The organism is Celeribacter baekdonensis B30 (assembly GCF_000299875.1).
In the GTDB taxonomy this organism is placed as follows: domain Bacteria; phylum Pseudomonadota; class Alphaproteobacteria; order Rhodobacterales; family Rhodobacteraceae; genus Celeribacter; species Celeribacter baekdonensis_A.
Map to the genome: position 1 here is coordinate 352,348 of NZ_AMRK01000003.1, position 16,832 is coordinate 369,179.

The following is a 16,832-nucleotide window of genomic DNA, read 5'->3' on the forward strand; positions in this document are numbered from 1 at the left end:
GCTACTCCGCCGCCTTGCGCGCTTTGATCTTTTCAAGCATCGGTTTGAGGTAGCGCCCCGTGTGGCTTGCCTCGACCTCGGCCACCTGTTCGGGCGTGCCGGAGGCGACAATGCGCCCGCCGCCATCGCCGCCTTCAGGGCCAATGTCGATGATATAATCGGCGGTCTTGATCACATCGAGATTGTGTTCGATCACGATCATCGAATTGCCCTGATCGACCAGTTCATGCAACACCTCAAGTAGCTTTTTGACGTCTTCGAAATGCAGCCCCGTGGTGGGTTCGTCCAAGATGTAAAGCGTGCGGCCCGTGGCGCGTTTCGACAGCTCTTTCGACAACTTCACCCGTTGGGCTTCGCCACCTGACAGCGTCGTCGCCTGTTGCCCAACCTTGATATAGCCAAGCCCCACACGCACCAGCGCATCCATCTTTTCGCGGATCACCGGAACGGCCTTGAAGAACTCCTGTGCGTCTTCAACCGTCATATCAAGAACGTCAGCTATGCTTTTGCCTTTAAACTGAATTTCCAGGGTTTCTCGATTGTATCGCTTGCCGCGACAGGTCTCGCATTCGACATACACATCGGGCAGGAAATGCATCTCGATCTTGATCACGCCATCGCCCTGACAGGCCTCACACCGCCCGCCTTTGACGTTGAACGAAAACCGCCCCGGCTTATAGCCGCGGGCTTTCGATTCCGGCAGACCGGCGAACCAATCGCGGATCGGGGTGAAGGCCCCGGTGTAGGTCGCGGGGTTGGAGCGCGGGGTGCGACCGATCGGGCGTTGGTCGATGTCGATGACCTTATCGAGGTGCTCAAAGCCCTTGATCGTCTCACACGGCGCCGGCGTTTCCCGCGCGCCGTTCAGTTTGGTGGCGGCGTTTTTATAGAGCGTCTCGATGGTCAGCGTCGATTTCCCGCCACCGGACACGCCGGACACACAGATGAATTTGCCCAGCGGGAACTCCGCCGTCACCTCTTTGAGATTGTTGCCAGTGGCTTTGACCACGGTCAGCGTCTTGCCATTGCCTTTGCGCCGCTTGCTTGGCACCGACACTTCGCGGGTGCCCGCAAGATATTGCCCGGTGAGCGAGGCGGCGTCCGCTTCGATCTCTTGCGGCGTGCCTTTGGAGACGATTTGCCCGCCATGGACCCCCGCCCCCGGCCCCATGTCAAAGACGTAATCGGCCTCGCGGATCATATCCTCGTCATGCTCGACCACGATCACGGTGTTGCCCTGATCACGCAGGTTTTTCAGCGTGCCGATGAGGCGATCATTGTCGCGTTGGTGCAACCCGATGGAGGGCTCATCGAGCACATAAAGCACGCCCTGAAGCCCCGATCCGATTTGCGAGGCCAGCCGGATGCGTTGGCTTTCGCCGCCCGATAAGGTGCCCGCATTGCGCGACATGGTCAGGTATTCAAGGCCAACGTTGTTCAAGAACCCCAACCTCTCGCGGATTTCTTTGACGATGGCGCGGGCGATTTCTTGTTTTTGCGGCGAGAGCGCGTCCATCACACCGAGCGTCCACTCATAGGCCTGTTTGATCGACTTTTCGACCACTTGGCCGACATGAAGCAGTTCGGTTTCCCCATCGACAGCGGAGCCGATCTTAACCGCCCGCGCCGCTTCATTCAGGCGATAACCACCGCACAGCCCACAAGGCCGGTTGTTTTGGTAGCGTTCAAACTCTTCGCGCACCCAATTGCTATCGGTTTCGCGGTAGCGGCGTTCCATGTTCGGGATCACGCCTTCAAAGCTGCGGGTCACCTCATAGACGCGGCCACCGTCATCATAGCGGAACGGGATTTCCTCTTTGCCAGAGCCGTAGAGAAAGACCTTTTGCACGTCCTCGGGGATGGATTTCCACGGCGTCGAGGCTTTGAAACCGTAATGTTTGGCCAGCGCTTCGATGGTCTGGAGGAAATAGGGCGTTTTGCCTTTGCGCCAGGGCGCGATGGCCCCGTCGGCAATTTTGAGCGCCGCATCGGGCACGACCAGGCGTTCGTCGAAAAACAGTTCAACCCCAAGCCCATCACATTGCGGACAGGCCCCGAACGGCGCGTTGAATGAGAACAGCCGCGGTTCGATTTCCGAAATGGTAAAACCCGACACCGGGCAGGCGAATTTTTCCGAAAAGGTCAGACGCTCTGGATCGCCCTCGCCCTCTTTTGGCGCGGTCTCCAAAATGGCAATGCCATCGGCCAGATCAAGCGCGGTGCGCAGGCTGTCGGCCAGACGCGTTTCCAAACCTTCGCGCACCACCAACCGGTCCACCACCACGTCAATGTCATGGCGGAATTTCTTGTCCAATGTCGGCGGTTCATCGAGTTCGTAAAACGCGCCATCGACCTTGACCCGTTGAAAACCCTGTTTGCGTAACTCCAAGAATTCTTTGCGGTATTCGCCTTTGCGGTCGCGCACGATCGGCGCCAAAAGAAAGCCGCGCGTGCCCTCCTCCATCCGCATGATGATGTCGACCATGTCCTGAATCTGTTGCGCCTCAATCGGCTCACCTGTGGTGGGGCTATAGGGCGTCCCGGCGCGGGCAAAGAGCAGGCGCAGGTAGTCGTAAATCTCGGTGACCGTGCCCACGGTCGAGCGCGGATTTTTCGAGGTGGTTTTTTGCTCAATCGAGATCGCGGGCGACAGGCCTGAGATGTGATCCACATCCGGCTTGCCCATCATATCCAAAAACTGGCGGGCATAGGCAGACAGGCTTTCGACATAGCGGCGCTGGCCCTCGGCGTAGATCGTGTCAAAGGCCAAAGAGGATTTGCCCGACCCGGACAGGCCGGTGATCACCACCAATTCGTCACGCGGAATATCCACATCGACGTTTTTGAGATTGTGCTCGCGCGCGCCGCGCACTTCGATAGTTTTGAGTTCGACCATAGCCCACTTGCCCTCTGTCCACACCCGATCTGACCGGACTCTTTGCCCCGGCGCAGCCGCTCCCCATATCTAGGCGAGCGTGGCCTATGTTCCAACAGGAAAATAAGAACGTAACAAGAACTTTTGGCGTCTGTGCTGTTTTTTCCACCATCGGCACGCCCGGACAGGGCTTTGGTGATTTCATCACAGACACACGCTTGCCCTAAGGCCTAGAAGCAGCGCCAAGACATGCAACAGATTGCAAAGGTGAACTGAGATGTTTGGATTGTTTGGCGGTGGGCCGAAAATATCTGTGGATGAGGTCAAAGCCGGGCTGGCGCAAGGCACGATGATCTTGGTCGATGTGCGCGACAAGCAAGAGTTGCACATGACGGGTACAGCCAAAGGCGCGATCCATGTGCCGCTGACGGTGATTGCGGCGAAATGTGATCCGCGTTCGCCCGATTGCCTGCCCGCGTTCAAAGACACGAAACTTACCAAGGTACTGTACTGCGCCTCGGGGGCGCGCTCCTCAAATGCCGCCTCCCTGTTGAAACGGCTGGGCCATGAGGATGTGCAAAACCTCGGCGGGCTGCACAATTGGGTCGCCGCTGGTGGTGAGGTTGTAAACGTCTAACGCGCTTTCACCGCGCGTAAAACACAGAAAAGGCGACCATTTGGCCGCCTTTTATCAGTCTAACATTGAACGGATTATTCTGCGGCCTCAGACACCGTGCCCTCAAACTTCGCACCATCCGGGCGAATGACCGTGTCGGCAGAGCTGGCATCCGGGCCCATGTAATAGCCCCGGCGCGCGGTGAACCGCCCGGCGATGAAGCGCATGAATTCGGTCACCCGCGGCACATGGCGCAGGTCCGGGTGGGTCAAGACCCAAAGCGGCGTATGATCGGTCAGCTTCAGCCCCGGCACCCGCACCAAATGCGGGTCGCTGTCCCCCAGGAAATGCGCGGTGCGAACCATGCCCACGCCCTGACGCGCCAAAGCCATGGCCGTGATCATATCATCGGTACGCATCGCCACCCGACAGCTTGGCAGATCGGCAAAAAGCGCGGTCGGATTGGTCTGCGCCCAGGCCAAAAACGCGATATAAGGCAGATGCGTTTCGGTATCGCGCCCCTCGATCACGTCTTTATACTGTTCGATGAAACTCGGGGCGGCAAACCATCCGGCACGTTGCGACGACATCATCCGGCCCCAGAGGCTTTCCTCGGGCGATTGCGTCACCCGGATTGCCACATCGGCCTCGCGCCGGTGCAGGTTCAACACCTCCGTCGCGCCAACGATTTGCAAATCAATAGCCGGGTGCAGCTCTTTGAATGTTTTGAGATCCTGCGCGAAATGATTGTCGGCCAAAAGCGGCGGGATGGTGACTTTCAACTCGCCTTCTTCGGTCTCGTCGCGAGCGGCGAGCGCCATATCGAGCGCGACCATGCGCGCCTCGACCTCTTCGGCATGGGCAATCGCCACCTGCCCCGCTTCGGTCGGTTGCAGGCCGGAGGCAAGACGGGTGAAGAACCGCACTCCGGCAGTGTCTTCGGCCTTGGCCAATTGCCGCGACACGGTGGCATGGTTCACGCCCAGCACTCTGGCGGCGCCAGACAGGCCACCTTCACGCGCAACGGCGAGAATATAACGCAGAGAATCCCAGTCAGTCATATTGACACATTACATCACATCTATTTGCGCACAAGGGGCGCGCTATCTTGCAGGCTTTGCCCATATGTATTTATGAAACGATATGGTTTTGCAAATAAAAAGCGCCCCGAAGCCGGGGCGCTTTTCTCACTCAAAGCGGCGTCAGCTTAAATATGCAGTGCACGGCCATAGGCGTCGAGCACCGCTTCATGCATCATTTCCGACATGGTCGGGTGCGGGAAGACCGTGTTCATCAGGTCTTCTTCGGTGGTCTCAAGTTCGCGACCGATGACGTAGCCCTGGATCATTTCGGTGACTTCCGCGCCGACCATATGCGCGCCCAAAAGCTCGCCGGTTTTGGCATCAAACACGGTTTTCACCAGACCCTCGGCCTCGCCCATCGCAACGGCTTTGCCATTGCCAATAAAGGGGAATTTGCCGACCTTGACCTCATATCCGGCCTCTTTCGCCTTGGCTTCGGTCAGACCGACAGAGGCCACTTGTGGGTGACAATAGGTGCAGCCCGCAATCGAGTTTGGCTTGATCGCATGAGGGTGCAGACCGGCGATGAGTTCGGCGACCATGACGCCCTCATGCGAGGCTTTATGCGCCAACCACGGGGCGCCCGCGATGTCGCCAATGGCGTAAACGCCCTCGACGCCAGTGCGGCAATAAGCGTCCGTGACCACATGGGTGCGGTCGATTTTGACGCCCATCTCCTCAAGGCCGAGACCTTCGACATTGCCAACGATGCCGACGGCGGAAATCACCGTGTCAAACTCGTGTTTCTCGATTTTACCGCTGATTTCGATATGGGCGACGACCTTGTCTTTGCTCCGATCCAACTGTTTGACACCGGATTTTTCGTGGATGGTCATGCCCTGTTTGACGAATTGCTTTTTGGCGAAAGCGGAGATGTCTTTGTCCTCGACCGGCAACACACGGTCCATGACTTCGACCACAGTCGTGTCAGCGCCAAGCGTGTTGTAGAAGGAGGCAAATTCGATGCCGATGGCACCCGAGCCGATAACAAGCAGCTTTTTCGGCATGTATTTGGGCACCAACGCGTCGCGGTAGGTCCAAACCCGGTCGCCATCGCCCTCAAGCCCCGGCAATTGCCGCGCCCGCGCGCCGGTGGCGACGATGATGTTTTTGGCGGTCAGGATCTCGTCCTTGCCATCATTGGTTTTGACGGAGACCTTGCCTTTTCCGGCCAATTTGGCCTCGCCCATGATCGACGTGACCTTGTTCTTTTTGAACAGGCCTTTGATCCCGGCGTTCATCTGTTTGGCCACACCGCGCGACCGTTTGACGATGGCATCGAGATCAAAACCGATGTTGTCAACGGAGAGGCCGAATTCCTTGGCCCGGTGCATTTGGTGATAGACTTCGGCGGAGCGCAACAGCGCCTTGGTCGGGATACAGCCCCAGTTCAGGCAAATCCCGCCGAGGTTTTCGCGCTCGACACAGGCGACCTTAAGCCCCAACTGCGCCGCACGGATCGCGGCGACATAGCCGCCAGGGCCCGCGCCGATGACCACGAGGTCAAAAGATGTGCCAGAAAATGTGTCAGACATGGAGGGTCCTCCCGAAACCAAAATCAACGCCTTTTCGCCTTCCCGTCTGGGGTCAGCGAAAAGGCCCGCGCCATTTCAATCGTGCCGTCGCATTGCTGTTGATCTGCGATCCCGAGCGACGACAAAACAATTTAGTTTGATGCTAAACTATCTTGAAAATCGTGGCAACGGGGCGCGCGCCCCTCAGCCCGAAAGGCTGCGTCCCGCTCAGCGCATAGCTTGAGCGGTAGACGCATAGATAACACGGGAAGGTTTGAAAGCCCGGAAAACCACGCCCGGATCAGGCCGCGCGCGCCGCCGCCATGTCTTTGAGCACCGTACCATAGCCGCCGGAGGTGATAAATTGCGCCTCGGGGTTGGTCGTGCGCCGATCCAAAGCCGCGTTGCGATATGGAAAGCGGCCAAACATGCGGATCACTTCGCGATGCGCCTGCGCGTGACGCAGATTGTCAGGCTCATCCGAGAGGCGTTCAAACATCAGGCGCACACAGCGGTCCTGATCGGTCAGGTTTTCGGAATGCATCAACGGAAGGTAGAAAAACTGCCGTGCGGGCGCATCAATGCGCATGTCCCAGCCCTTATCAATCGCGGCCTTGGCGGCGGTGAGGGCGATCCGGTCCGAGGCAAAGGCGCGTCCCTGCCCGCGGAACATATTCCGCGACATTTGATCATTGAGAATGATATAGGCCAGCGCGCCGGAGGCATGGGTCAGCCAGAGCGAATAGGCGCCCTCCTGGGCCTTTTCCCAAGTAGAGAGGAACTGATCGCGGATGCGCGCGTCAAGGGCCTCATCCACCTTATACCAATCTGCCGGGGTCAACTCATCCAGCCAAAAGGCAAGAATATCCTCTGGCGTTTTCTGCGGGGATTGGGTGTGAGTCTGGGCCATCAGTCGCTCCTCTGGACGGCGTCATCGTTATGAAACCGTTACAATCCAAAAGAGTGGTGCGCAAGTTAATTATAATTACCTAGGGTAATTTGTTATCAATGTTGCTGAAAATGCCAACCTCAAGCCTCATCAGCCGTTTTGAGGCCTGTGATCTGCTCATCCTCATGGCTTGCCTCTTCGGCCCGTTCAATCGCCACCTCTTGGGCGATCTCCCCAACCACAGGCGAGGCAGAAGGCATCACAGCGACATAGGACGTGGTTTCATCCACCGGCACGGCCGCGCGACGGGTCATCCGCCACAGCGCATAGGCGGCCACGCCTCCCATCAGCACTGCCTGCATCAACCAATAGCCTCGCGGACCGATATTGCCCATCAACCAACCGGCGATCAGAGGCCCCCCGACGGCGCCCACCCCGTTGATGAACAACAGCCCGCCAGAGGAGGCGGCCATGTCTTCGGGATCGAGGTAATCATTGGTATGGGCGATCAGCAGCGAATAGAGCGGGTTTGCCGCCCCGCCCGCGACAAAAGCGATGCCCAAAACAAGCACATAGTTGCCGGGAATCAGAATGCCGACGAGACAGGCGACCGTGCCCATGCCCGCAACGCCAAAGATCGCTTTGCGCCGGTCGATGTGATCCGAAATCCAGCCAATCGGCATTTGAAACGCCACGGCGCCAATGTAAATCGCGGCGATAAAGGTGGAGATTTGGCCCAAAGAAAACCCCGCCTGAGTGGCATAAACCGCCCCCATCGCCATTTGCGAGGCAAAGACGCCGCCCATCAAAAACATGCCGACACAGCCCAAGGGCGAGACTTCAAACAGCTTTTTGAAGGTCATCGGTTTGGAGGTTTCAAAGGCGGGTGTGGGCGTCACAGACAACAGGATCGGCGCGAAAGAGATCGAGACCAAGACCGAGGGGACGATGAACAAAACGAACCCCGAGGGGTCACCTTGGGACAAGATCCACTGCGCAACGACAATGCCGACCATCTGAACCAGCATATAGGCCGACAGCGCCTTGCCGCGCACTTCGTTGGAGGCGGCGTTGTTGAGCCAGCTTTCCGAGGTCACATAGACGCCGGAAAAACAGAACCCCAACAAGACCCGCAGAGCGGTCCAGACCCATGGGTCCGCGACCACCGGGAACAGAATCAGCGCGGCAGAGATAAAGGAGCCGAGGGCCGCAAACACCCGCACATGACCGACACGGCGAATGAGCAAGGGGGCGGCACGCGATCCGCCCAAAAAGCCCAGGAAATAGCCTGACATGACGATGGAGATTTCCAAAGTCGAAAAGCCTTCAAGCCCGCCTCGGACCCCCAAAAGGGAGCCCTGCAAACCGTTGCCGATCATCAGTAAAAGAATGCCCAACAGGAGCGGCGAGGAGGAGGCGAGAACTTGTTTCATTCCCGGACCCTATTTGGATTCGAAGAGGAGGGAAACCCGCGCTTTCCGGCGAGGACTTGTTTCGAAGAAATCGGGTCTCTCGCCCTCAGTCGCTTTGCGGCAGCAAAAGCGAAGCATCGCCATAGGAAAAGAACCGGTAGCCCTCAGCGACAGCATGTTCATAGACCGCGCGCATCCGCTCGCGCCCCATCAGCGCCGCCACCAACATCAAAAGAGTGCTTTTGGGCAGGTGGAAATTGGTCATCAACGCGTCGGTGATGCGGAACGAATAGCCGGGTTTGATGAAAATATCGGTCTCGCCCAGAAACGGCGCGATCACGCCGGGCGCGGGCGCGGCAGATTCGATCAACCGCAGCGCCGTGGTGCCGACCGGGATCACCCGCCCGCCGCCTTGCTTGGTGGTGTTGATCTCATGCGCCGCGCCTTCTGAGACCTCGCCCCATTCCGCATGCATTTTGTGATCCTCGACATTGTCGACCTTGACCGGCAAAAACGTCCCGGCGCCGACATGCAGCGTCACATAGGTGAACTCCACGCCCTTTTGCGCCAGCGCCTGGAGCAGCGGCTCATCGAAATGCAACGAGGCGGTGGGCGCGGCTACAGCCCCCATATTGCGGGCCCAGACGGTTTGGTAATCCTCTTTGTCCTGGGCATCGGCTTTGCGCTTGGCCTCGATATAGGGCGGCAAGGGCATGGAGCCTGCAGCGGCCAAAGCGGCGTCGAAATCCTCGCCTTTGAGGTTAAAGGCGACAATCGCCTCGCCGTCGTCTTTGGCCACCAAAGTGGCGGACAGCTCATCGGAAAACCGCACCACCTCGCCCTCTTTGATTTTTTTGAGCGGCTTGATCAGTGCCCGCCAGATCATCCCGCCATGCCCCGCCTCCGCCTGTGGCTCCAACAGGGTCACTTCGATTTTGGCCTCTTGATAGCCCTGCGCCGTGTCTCGGCCACGCTTGCCGGTCAGGCGCGCGGGCAACACTTTGGTGTCGTTCAACACCAAGCGATCGCCGGGCTGCAACCATTGCAAAAGATCGGTGACATGACCATCGGTGATACTGTCTGGCGTGGCCACCAAAAGCCGCGCCGAAGAGCGCGGTTTGGCGGGCCGTGTGGCAATCAAAGCCTCGGGCAGATCGAAATCGAAATCAGACAGTTTCATAGGGCCTCACCTCAGGCGGATTGGGTTACTCGCCCCCGGCGGGCTTTTTACGAAAGATGTCACGCAACGCCCCCGGCGTCAGGATGGAGAGCGGATTGACCCCAACTGCGGGCGATTTGGCATCCCCCGTCAGCGTATAGGTAAAGCCAAACAGCCCCTCGCCTTTGCGTGCCACGACCTGCCCCAGAGCATTGATAAAATAGACGGGCGAGACGACCCCTTGAAGATCCACCTGTCCTGCGGACGTGTCATAAAGCCCTTCGAGGGTAATGCCAAGAGAGGGGCCTTCGGCGGTGCCATCGCGGATGCTCAATCGCCCCGGACGCAGGGTGAAATCGCCTTGAACCTGCGAAAACTGAATGCCGCCCGCCCCGGTCATCTGATCAATCAGACCGACAACAGAGACCGCGGACAAAAGCTCGGCCAGCGCCGGGGCGGACTGCACCCGGATGTCTTGGATCACCACGCGACCATCATAGCTGCCCTCTTCGGGCAAGGCGGTCAGGCCAAAACTCAATTCACCACCAGAGGCGCGTTCCAAAACCCCCGCCGCCGTCACGATGGACCCGGCATCTTTCGAGGTTGCGGTGATCGTTGGGCCATAGGGACCGGGACGCACCGTGCCGGTCAAGGTCCCCGCGCCGTTCAGGTCGCCCCGGAAAGACCCTGTCACCCCGTCCGCCAGGGACAGGCGCGCTGAAAAGGCATTCAACTCCTGGCCCTTGGTGATCACAAACCGGTCAAGCTGCACCTCTATTGGAATCGCAGCGCCCGTGCCCGCCCCCGATGAGCCGCCAAACGTGGCCTCCGGCAGGTCAAGCCGCCCGCCGCGGATTTCGACTTTGACCGGCTGCCCTGCGCCCTGCCCGACCAAGGAGGCCGGCACATCAAGCCACCCGCCCAGCTTGAACCGATCCACATCCAGCCGGTCAAGTGTGCCTTCTGGCGTCAACGTCACCCGCCCGCCCGTGGCCTCAAGCCCCGCCGCAGAGAGCGCCAGGTTGGTGATATCCGGCCGATCGCCCGCCGTGCCTGAGATCGTAAATGTGCCGCGCGTTCCGGCGGGTTTGCCCCATTTGAGCGGCGCAAAACTCAGCCGCATGCCCGAGAGGTCAGAGGAAATGTCGAATTTCGGCGGCTGGCCTTTACGCAGTGCCACGGACAGGCTCCCCGTCGCGTCGCCCGCCACGGTGCCGTCCGGCAAAGCGATCTTGAACGTGTCCAAAAGCGCCTGATTGAGAGTGATCCGCCCGGTCATATCCGATGAGCCACGATGATCGGGACCGAAGTTTTTGCGCCATTGCCCGGCGGCCTGTGCCGTCCCGATCCGTGCCGACCCCGCAAGGGTCAGCCCCGCGGGATCGACAGTCAGCGCCAATTGATCGGCGGAGAGCACCTGCCCACGCATCAACTGATCCGAGGACACATCGCTCAGCGTGCCATTGAGCAGGAAATTCACATCCTCAAAGGTGACGATCTTATTGAGCGGAAAGGAAATCGCGCCGCGCAGACTGGCCTGCCCCTTGGCCACATCGGGGCCAAAGGCGGCCTCATTGAGCACGGAAAACGGTTTTTCCGCCACCAAGGACAGCCCCGCCTCAACCGTCGATTGGGTGGCCAACGAGATGTCCAAACGCGCCGGTTTTTCGGTGATATTGGGGATGCGCACCACCGTGCCCGCCATATCAACCGCGCCGCCCCTCGGGGGCGTGACTGCGCCGCCATCCAAGACCACCGTCAAGGCATTGCCAAAAATCGACCCGTAGCCATGCCCGCCCAAAAGCGGCGGTTGCGCCGGGATATAGCGCAGGTCGAGATCGTCAAAACGCCAATCGAGCGCCAGCGTCGGCGCGCTTTGTCCCGGCACAAACCGCAGCGCCGCATTGAGGTCGCGGTAGGTGGCGGAGTGGATGTTTTCGGCCATCCAATCGCGGGTTTTGGCGATGGCTTTCGGTGGCCAGAGCGCCATGAGTTCGGCGTTGGTCACAGCATCGACATTTAGATCAAGCCCGGCCTGCCAGCCCTCCGGCGTGGCCGCAGCGCGCCCCGTGCCGCGCAGCCATAGATCGCCCTGTTTAAGATCAAGCTGGCCAATCTCAAGACGAAACGGCGCGAGCCGCAATTGCAGATCGGCCATGCCTTGATCGAACACCAAAGGCTCGGAGAACACGCCATCGGGCGCGAGTTTCAGCTCGGACAGCTGCCATTGGCTGGTGAAGACCTGCGGCCAGGCCCCATCAAAATCACGCAGCAAAATATGGCCGCGCCCACTGATGTTGAGCGCGTCGGTTTTGAGGCTGAACTGAGGAAATTCAATCCGTTCTTTGGTGGGATCATAGTCAAAATACCCGCTCGCCCCCTCAAAGGCCAAAGGCTTGGCCCCTTCCCCGGCAACGATCTGACCGGCGCCAATGGCAAGCTTGCCAGAATAGTGCGCCAGCCGCCCCTTTGTATCAAATTCGGCGCGCATGGCGGCGGAGACGGGCGCATCCACCACGGATAAAAACGACAAAGCCGGGCTTTGCAGGGCGAAATCGCGGGTGGGCGCATTGTCCATGCTCAGCGACATGACCGTCGCCAAAGAGCCTTTTTGCGAGGCAAAACTGACCTCGACATCGGAAAGGTCTTCGGTGCCGTTGAACAGTTCGAAATTCAGCGTGATGTCAAAGTTTTCATCCGAGTTGAGCAGGATCACGGCAGCGTCTGTCGCCTGCCACAACCGCCCCGATCGGGCGTCTTCCAGCGAGACAGTGATTTCGCGCGCTTCAACGCGGGAGATTTTCGATAAGGGCTCGGTGGAAAAGGCGCGGTCAATCGCCTCCAACACTTCCGCGGCCGAACCTGCCGTGCCCTGCGCGCCGCCAAAATCCAAGGCAAATGTCCCATCAGCTCGCCGTCGCACCGTCACCTGCGCGCCGGAGAGGCGCAGCGTGTCGGGCCGCAGCCGCCCCTGTTTGAGCGCGTCTTTTGAGAGCACCGCACGCAATTCATTCAGCCGGGCGATTTCTGCGCCAGAGCCATCAATCAAGCCGACATTGCGGGCGGTGACACGCGGAACAAAGGTTTTATCGACCAGGACCACGATCCGGCCGATGGAGATTTTGGCGCCATCGAGATCAGAGTTGATCTTTGTCTCAATGCGCGAGGTGATCATGTCGGGCAAAACGATGGTCCGCCCGGTGAAGGCCAGAACCGCGATGCCGATGAACAGCGCCACAAGGGCCATGAGCGCAAGCGACCACAGGCCAAAGCGATGCGCCGGATGCAGGCGCTTGCGAGCCTCGGCGGAGGTTTCCCCTGTTTCGGTCCCCAAGGGCGGCGCGCCCGCAGCGGAGGCGTCCACAGAGGCGGACGCAGCCAGAGACTCTGCGGCACTCACAGGGGTCTGCGCTTCGGACATCTCCGCGCTGTGTTCCGGGTCGGTGCCCGACGTGCGATCAGACGTTTGCTCCGACGTGTGATCCGGGGGGGGACGCTCGCTCATTTTAACTGCTCTGAGGCTTGTGTTGGTTTTATCTTGTCGTAAAGCGGCCTAAAACGAAACCGAAAGCCTGTGCAACGCGTAAAACTGTTCACCGCGTAAAAGTGTTCACACGACATTATAAGGAGATCGACATGCTTGACCAAGGAACCATGGCCCCGGATTTCACCCTGCCCCGCGATGGCGGCACGGATGTGGCCCTGTCCGATCTGCGCGGGCACAAAGTGGTGCTGTATTTCTACCCGAAAGACAATACGCCGGGCTGCACCACCGAGGCGCTGGATTTCACCGCCCTCAAAGATGGCTTTGCCGCGGCGGGCATTCAGGTTTTTGGCATTTCCAAAGACAGCGTCAAAAAACACGACAATTTCTGCGCCAAACACAGTCTCGGCATCCCGCTTTTGTCCGATGAGAATGGCACAGTCTGCGAAGACTATGGCGTTTGGGCGGAAAAACAGATGTATGGCAAAACCTTTTGGGGCATCGTGCGGGCGACCTTTCTCATTGATGAAGACGGCAAAATTGCCCATGTCTGGCCCAAGGTCAAAGTCACGGGACACGCAGACGAGGTTCTTGCGGTCGCCACCGCATGAGCGCGACTTTGAACACAGGGCCGCTGACGCTGGCGCAAATGGCCGAGGCGGTGCTGCGCACGGCGGATGGGCGCGAGAAAACCGCGCTCAGCCACCGCTATGCCGAGATGTGGCGACAGTCGCGCGCGCCAAACGGCACTCCGATTGAGATCGGCACGGCCTCCCCGCCCTTGCAACCGGCGCGCCCGGACAAGCCCGAACAGCTCGACCCGCGCGATGTGCCGCGGCGCAAACCCGGCAGTCCCGAAGGCCGGATCGCGATTTTGCACGCGATTGCCCATATCGAATTGAACGCGGTGGATTTGCATTGGGACATCGTGGCGCGGTTCACCCATGTGCCGTTTCCGATTGGATTTTATGACGACTGGGTCAAGGCGGCGGATGAAGAATCCAAACATTTCAACCTGATATGTGATCGACTTGAAGCGCTCGGCTCCTTTTATGGCGCCCTGCCTGCCCATGCGGGGATGTGGCGCGCCGCCGAGGATACGGTGGAGGACATCATGGGACGGCTGGCGGTGGTGCCGATGGTGTTGGAGGCGCGGGGTTTGGATGTGACACCGGGCATGATCAAGATTTTCCAAAACGCCAAAGACCGCGAAACGGTGGAGGCGATGAACGTGATCTATGCCGAAGAAGTGTCTCATGTCGCCTATGGCGCCAAATGGTTTAACTTTCTCTGTGGTCGCGAGGGACTGGACCCGACCGAAGAGTTTCACGCCCTTGTGCGCCGGTTTTTCCCGTCGGGCACCAAGCCACCCTTTAATGACGAAAAACGCGCCGAAGCCGGGATGCCGCCGGATTTCTATTGGCCCCTGTCCGATGAGATGCCCGCCGCCTGGCGATAAAGCGTCAAGGCCCCCCCTGCGGCAGGCGGTCGCGGGGGGGGGGCAAATTCGCCCACTATGGTGGCGCTCACATAGGCAAAAAACCGCCCACAAACAGTCATTTCCCGCCCATGGCTCGCCCAAACCGCCGACAGGGAGGCAAAAGCGTTGCCCGCTTGGACTTGGTTCGCTAACAGAGTGCAACCGCTTGTTTTTGTCAGTGCCGATTTGGGAAAAGCCACGCAAAAGACGTGCAAAACTCAAAGTTCACAAGGTCTGAAGCGGATAGAGATGGGAATGAGGACGGTTTTAGCCTAACAATGATACACAAGCTCAATCACATGCTTGAGCGCAGACTCCCCGAACGCCGGGTGTTTCTGCGGTCTGACTCTGAGACCCGCTATCTGCGGCTTTCTCCCCTGACGCAATTGGTGGCCGTGACCGGAACCTCGCTGATCGCCGTATGGATGATCGTCGCCTCCGCGATCATTTTGATGGACAGCATCGGGTCGGGCAATCTGCGCGAACAGGCGGGACGTGATCTTGTGTTGTTTGAAAATCGCGTGGCGGAACTGGCCCATGAACGCGACATGCGCGCCACGGAGGCCGCCGCCGCCCAAGAGCGCTTTAACACCGCGCTCAAACAAATCTCCGCCATGCAATCCCAGCTTTTGGCCTCTGAGGAGCGTGTGCGCGAACTGGAAACCGGCGTGGATGTGGTTCAGGCCAATCTGCGTGATGCGTTGAAAGCCCGCGACGAAGCGCAGATCAGCGAAGAACAGGTTTTGGCCAAACTCAACGGCGACGCGAATGCGGCCAAGGGGATGACGCCGCAGGACATGGAAAGCACCGTCGATGTGTTGGCCGTGGCGCTGGCCGATACGGCGGCGGAACGCGACGAGATGGCCCTGACCGCGTCTCAGGCGATGAAAATGGCCGATGTGTTGGAAACCGATCTCAAGCTGATGGAAGAAAAGAACGACCGTATTTTCACCCAGCTCGAAGATGCGATGACCGTGTCCGTCGCTCCGCTTGATAAAATGTTCAAAGCCGCCGGGATGCCGGTCGACTCGATGCTCGCCACGGTCAAGCGCGGCTATTCCGGTCAGGGTGGTCCACTGACCCCGATCACATTTTCGACCAAGGGCGGCATGATGGACCCGGATTCGATGCGCGCCAATGCGTTGATCGACAAGATGGACAAGCTCAACATTTACCGGATCGCCGCCCAAAAAGCCCCTTTTGCCCTGCCGCTCAAAAACAGCTTCCGTTACACTTCGGGCTTTGGCCCGCGCTGGGGGCGAATGCATGAGGGGACGGATTTTGCCGCCGCTTACGGCACGCCGATCTATGCCACTGCCGATGGTGTGGTGACATTTTCCGGCTGGTCCTCGGGGTATGGGCGTTTGGTAAAAATTCAACATGAGTTTGGAATTGAGACACGTTATGCTCACCAATCCCAACTTCTTGTGAAAGTTGGTCAAAGAGTCTCGCGTGGGGAGCAAATCGGTGCTATGGGGAATTCTGGCCGCTCCACTGGCACGCACCTCCACTATGAAGTCCGCGTACAGGGCAAGGCCGTCAACCCGATGATCTACATTAAGGCTGCCAACGATGTTTTCTAAAAGCAGGATCAATGAACCCGGCCCGAAACAGGGCGAGGATGTCACGAAACCCGAAGCGGCGGCTGCAAAGCCCGCCTTGCCGAAAACTCCGGCGCCTGACTTCTCCCAATCCGCCCCCAAGGCGAAACCGCCCGCATCGGTGCTGTCCTCTGACCTCACTGTCGTGGGCAATCTGAAAACCTCCGGCGATATTCAAATCGAAGGGACGGTTGAGGGCGACATTCGCGCCCATCTTTTGACGGTTGGTGAAACCGCGATGATCAAAGGCGAAGTGATTGCCGATGATGTGGTGGTCAATGGGCGTGTTGTCGGTCGTGTGCGTGGCTTGAAAGTCCGCCTGACCTCGACCGCTCGTGTCGAAGGCGACATCATCCACAAAACCATCGCGATTGAGAGCGGTGCGCATTTTGAAGGCTCGGTTCAGCGCGCTGACGACCCTTTGTCGATCGGCTCGAAAGCCGGCGGGGCGAAACCCCAGCCTGCGAAGGCACCGGAACCGGCCGCCGCACCGGCCAAACCCGCCTGATCGGGTCTCATATTTGACTTTTAAAAGGCGGCCTTCGGGTCGCCTTTTTCATATCTGGCTCTCGGATCAGCTCACTTGCGCAGATACAAACGCAGGCGTAGATTATCGTCAGCACGACCGCCCAGAGAGCGGCGTTTGCGACTCACCGAAATCATCGCCCTGGCTTGGTCCCCGCCTCTTGAGGCCCCCGTCTGGCAACCCTGATTTTCTTG

General features: G+C 59.1%; 12 protein-coding genes. 5 read left to right on the plus strand and 7 right to left on the minus strand.

From position 1 onward, the window contains the following. Position 1: 1 nt before the first annotated feature. Positions 2-2,896: an excinuclease ABC subunit UvrA gene (uvrA, locus tag B30_RS07605; RefSeq protein WP_009571462.1), complete on the minus strand. Its 2,895-nt coding sequence runs from the start codon at positions 2,894-2,896 to the stop codon at positions 2-4. A gap of 256 nt (positions 2,897-3,152) precedes the next feature. Between uvrA and B30_RS07610 the strand changes: the two genes are divergently transcribed. Continuing rightward, complete coding sequence (locus B30_RS07610) at positions 3,153-3,512, plus strand: rhodanese-like domain-containing protein (RefSeq protein WP_009571463.1); 360 nt, start codon at positions 3,153-3,155, stop codon at positions 3,510-3,512. Between the two features lie 74 nt (positions 3,513-3,586). Here the strand turns inward: B30_RS07610 and B30_RS07615 are convergent, their stop codons facing one another. The 6 genes from B30_RS07615 to B30_RS07640 all read right to left on the minus strand — a co-directional run bounded on the left by B30_RS07615 (position 3,587) and on the right by B30_RS07640 (position 13,052). After that, entirely contained in the window at positions 3,587-4,552 is a 966-nt protein-coding gene (locus B30_RS07615) for a LysR family transcriptional regulator (RefSeq protein WP_009571464.1), read from the minus strand. A 146-nt stretch (positions 4,553-4,698) separates the two neighbouring features. Further along, positions 4,699-6,108 carry a dihydrolipoyl dehydrogenase gene (lpdA, locus tag B30_RS07620; protein WP_009571465.1) on the minus strand — a complete coding sequence of 470 codons (1,410 nt, stop codon included), beginning with the start codon at positions 6,106-6,108 and terminating at the stop codon, positions 4,699-4,701. A gap of 280 nt (positions 6,109-6,388) precedes the next feature. Continuing rightward, positions 6,389-6,997 (minus strand): DUF924 family protein, encoded by a 609-nt coding sequence (locus B30_RS07625; RefSeq protein ID WP_009571466.1) that lies wholly within the window; start codon positions 6,995-6,997, stop codon positions 6,389-6,391. 119 nt (positions 6,998-7,116) lie between these two features. Continuing rightward, positions 7,117-8,409 (minus strand): MFS transporter, encoded by a 1,293-nt coding sequence (locus tag B30_RS07630; RefSeq protein WP_009571467.1) that lies wholly within the window; start codon positions 8,407-8,409, stop codon positions 7,117-7,119. 85 nt (positions 8,410-8,494) lie between these two features. Next, on the minus strand, positions 8,495-9,568 hold the full coding sequence (gene queA / locus B30_RS07635; protein WP_009571468.1) for a tRNA preQ1(34) S-adenosylmethionine ribosyltransferase-isomerase QueA: 1,074 nt from the start codon (positions 9,566-9,568) through the stop codon (positions 8,495-8,497). Positions 9,569-9,593: 25 nt separating this feature from the next. Next, complete coding sequence (locus B30_RS07640) at positions 9,594-13,052, minus strand: YhdP family protein (RefSeq protein WP_009571469.1); 3,459 nt, start codon at positions 13,050-13,052, stop codon at positions 9,594-9,596. A 131-nt stretch (positions 13,053-13,183) separates the two neighbouring features. Between B30_RS07640 and bcp the strand changes: the two genes are divergently transcribed. The 4 genes from bcp (at position 13,184) to B30_RS07660 (ending at position 16,620) form a co-directional block, all read left to right on the plus strand. Next, complete coding sequence (gene bcp, locus B30_RS07645) at positions 13,184-13,642, plus strand: thioredoxin-dependent thiol peroxidase (protein ID WP_009571470.1); 459 nt, start codon at positions 13,184-13,186, stop codon at positions 13,640-13,642. Next, the gene (locus B30_RS07650; RefSeq protein ID WP_009571471.1) at positions 13,639-14,490 is read left to right on the plus strand and encodes a ferritin-like domain-containing protein; all 852 of its coding nucleotides are present in this window, start codon (positions 13,639-13,641) and stop codon (positions 14,488-14,490) included. The genes bcp and B30_RS07650 overlap by 4 nt, the downstream gene beginning before the upstream one ends. 299 nt (positions 14,491-14,789) lie before the next feature. After that, positions 14,790-16,094: a M23 family metallopeptidase gene (locus tag B30_RS07655; protein WP_009571472.1), complete on the plus strand. Its 1,305-nt coding sequence runs from the start codon at positions 14,790-14,792 to the stop codon at positions 16,092-16,094. After that, positions 16,084-16,620, plus strand: a complete 537-nt coding sequence (locus tag B30_RS07660) for a bactofilin family protein (RefSeq protein WP_009571473.1) — start codon at positions 16,084-16,086, stop codon at positions 16,618-16,620. Before B30_RS07655 ends, B30_RS07660 begins: the two co-directional genes overlap by 11 nt. Positions 16,621-16,832 lie beyond the last annotated feature (212 nt).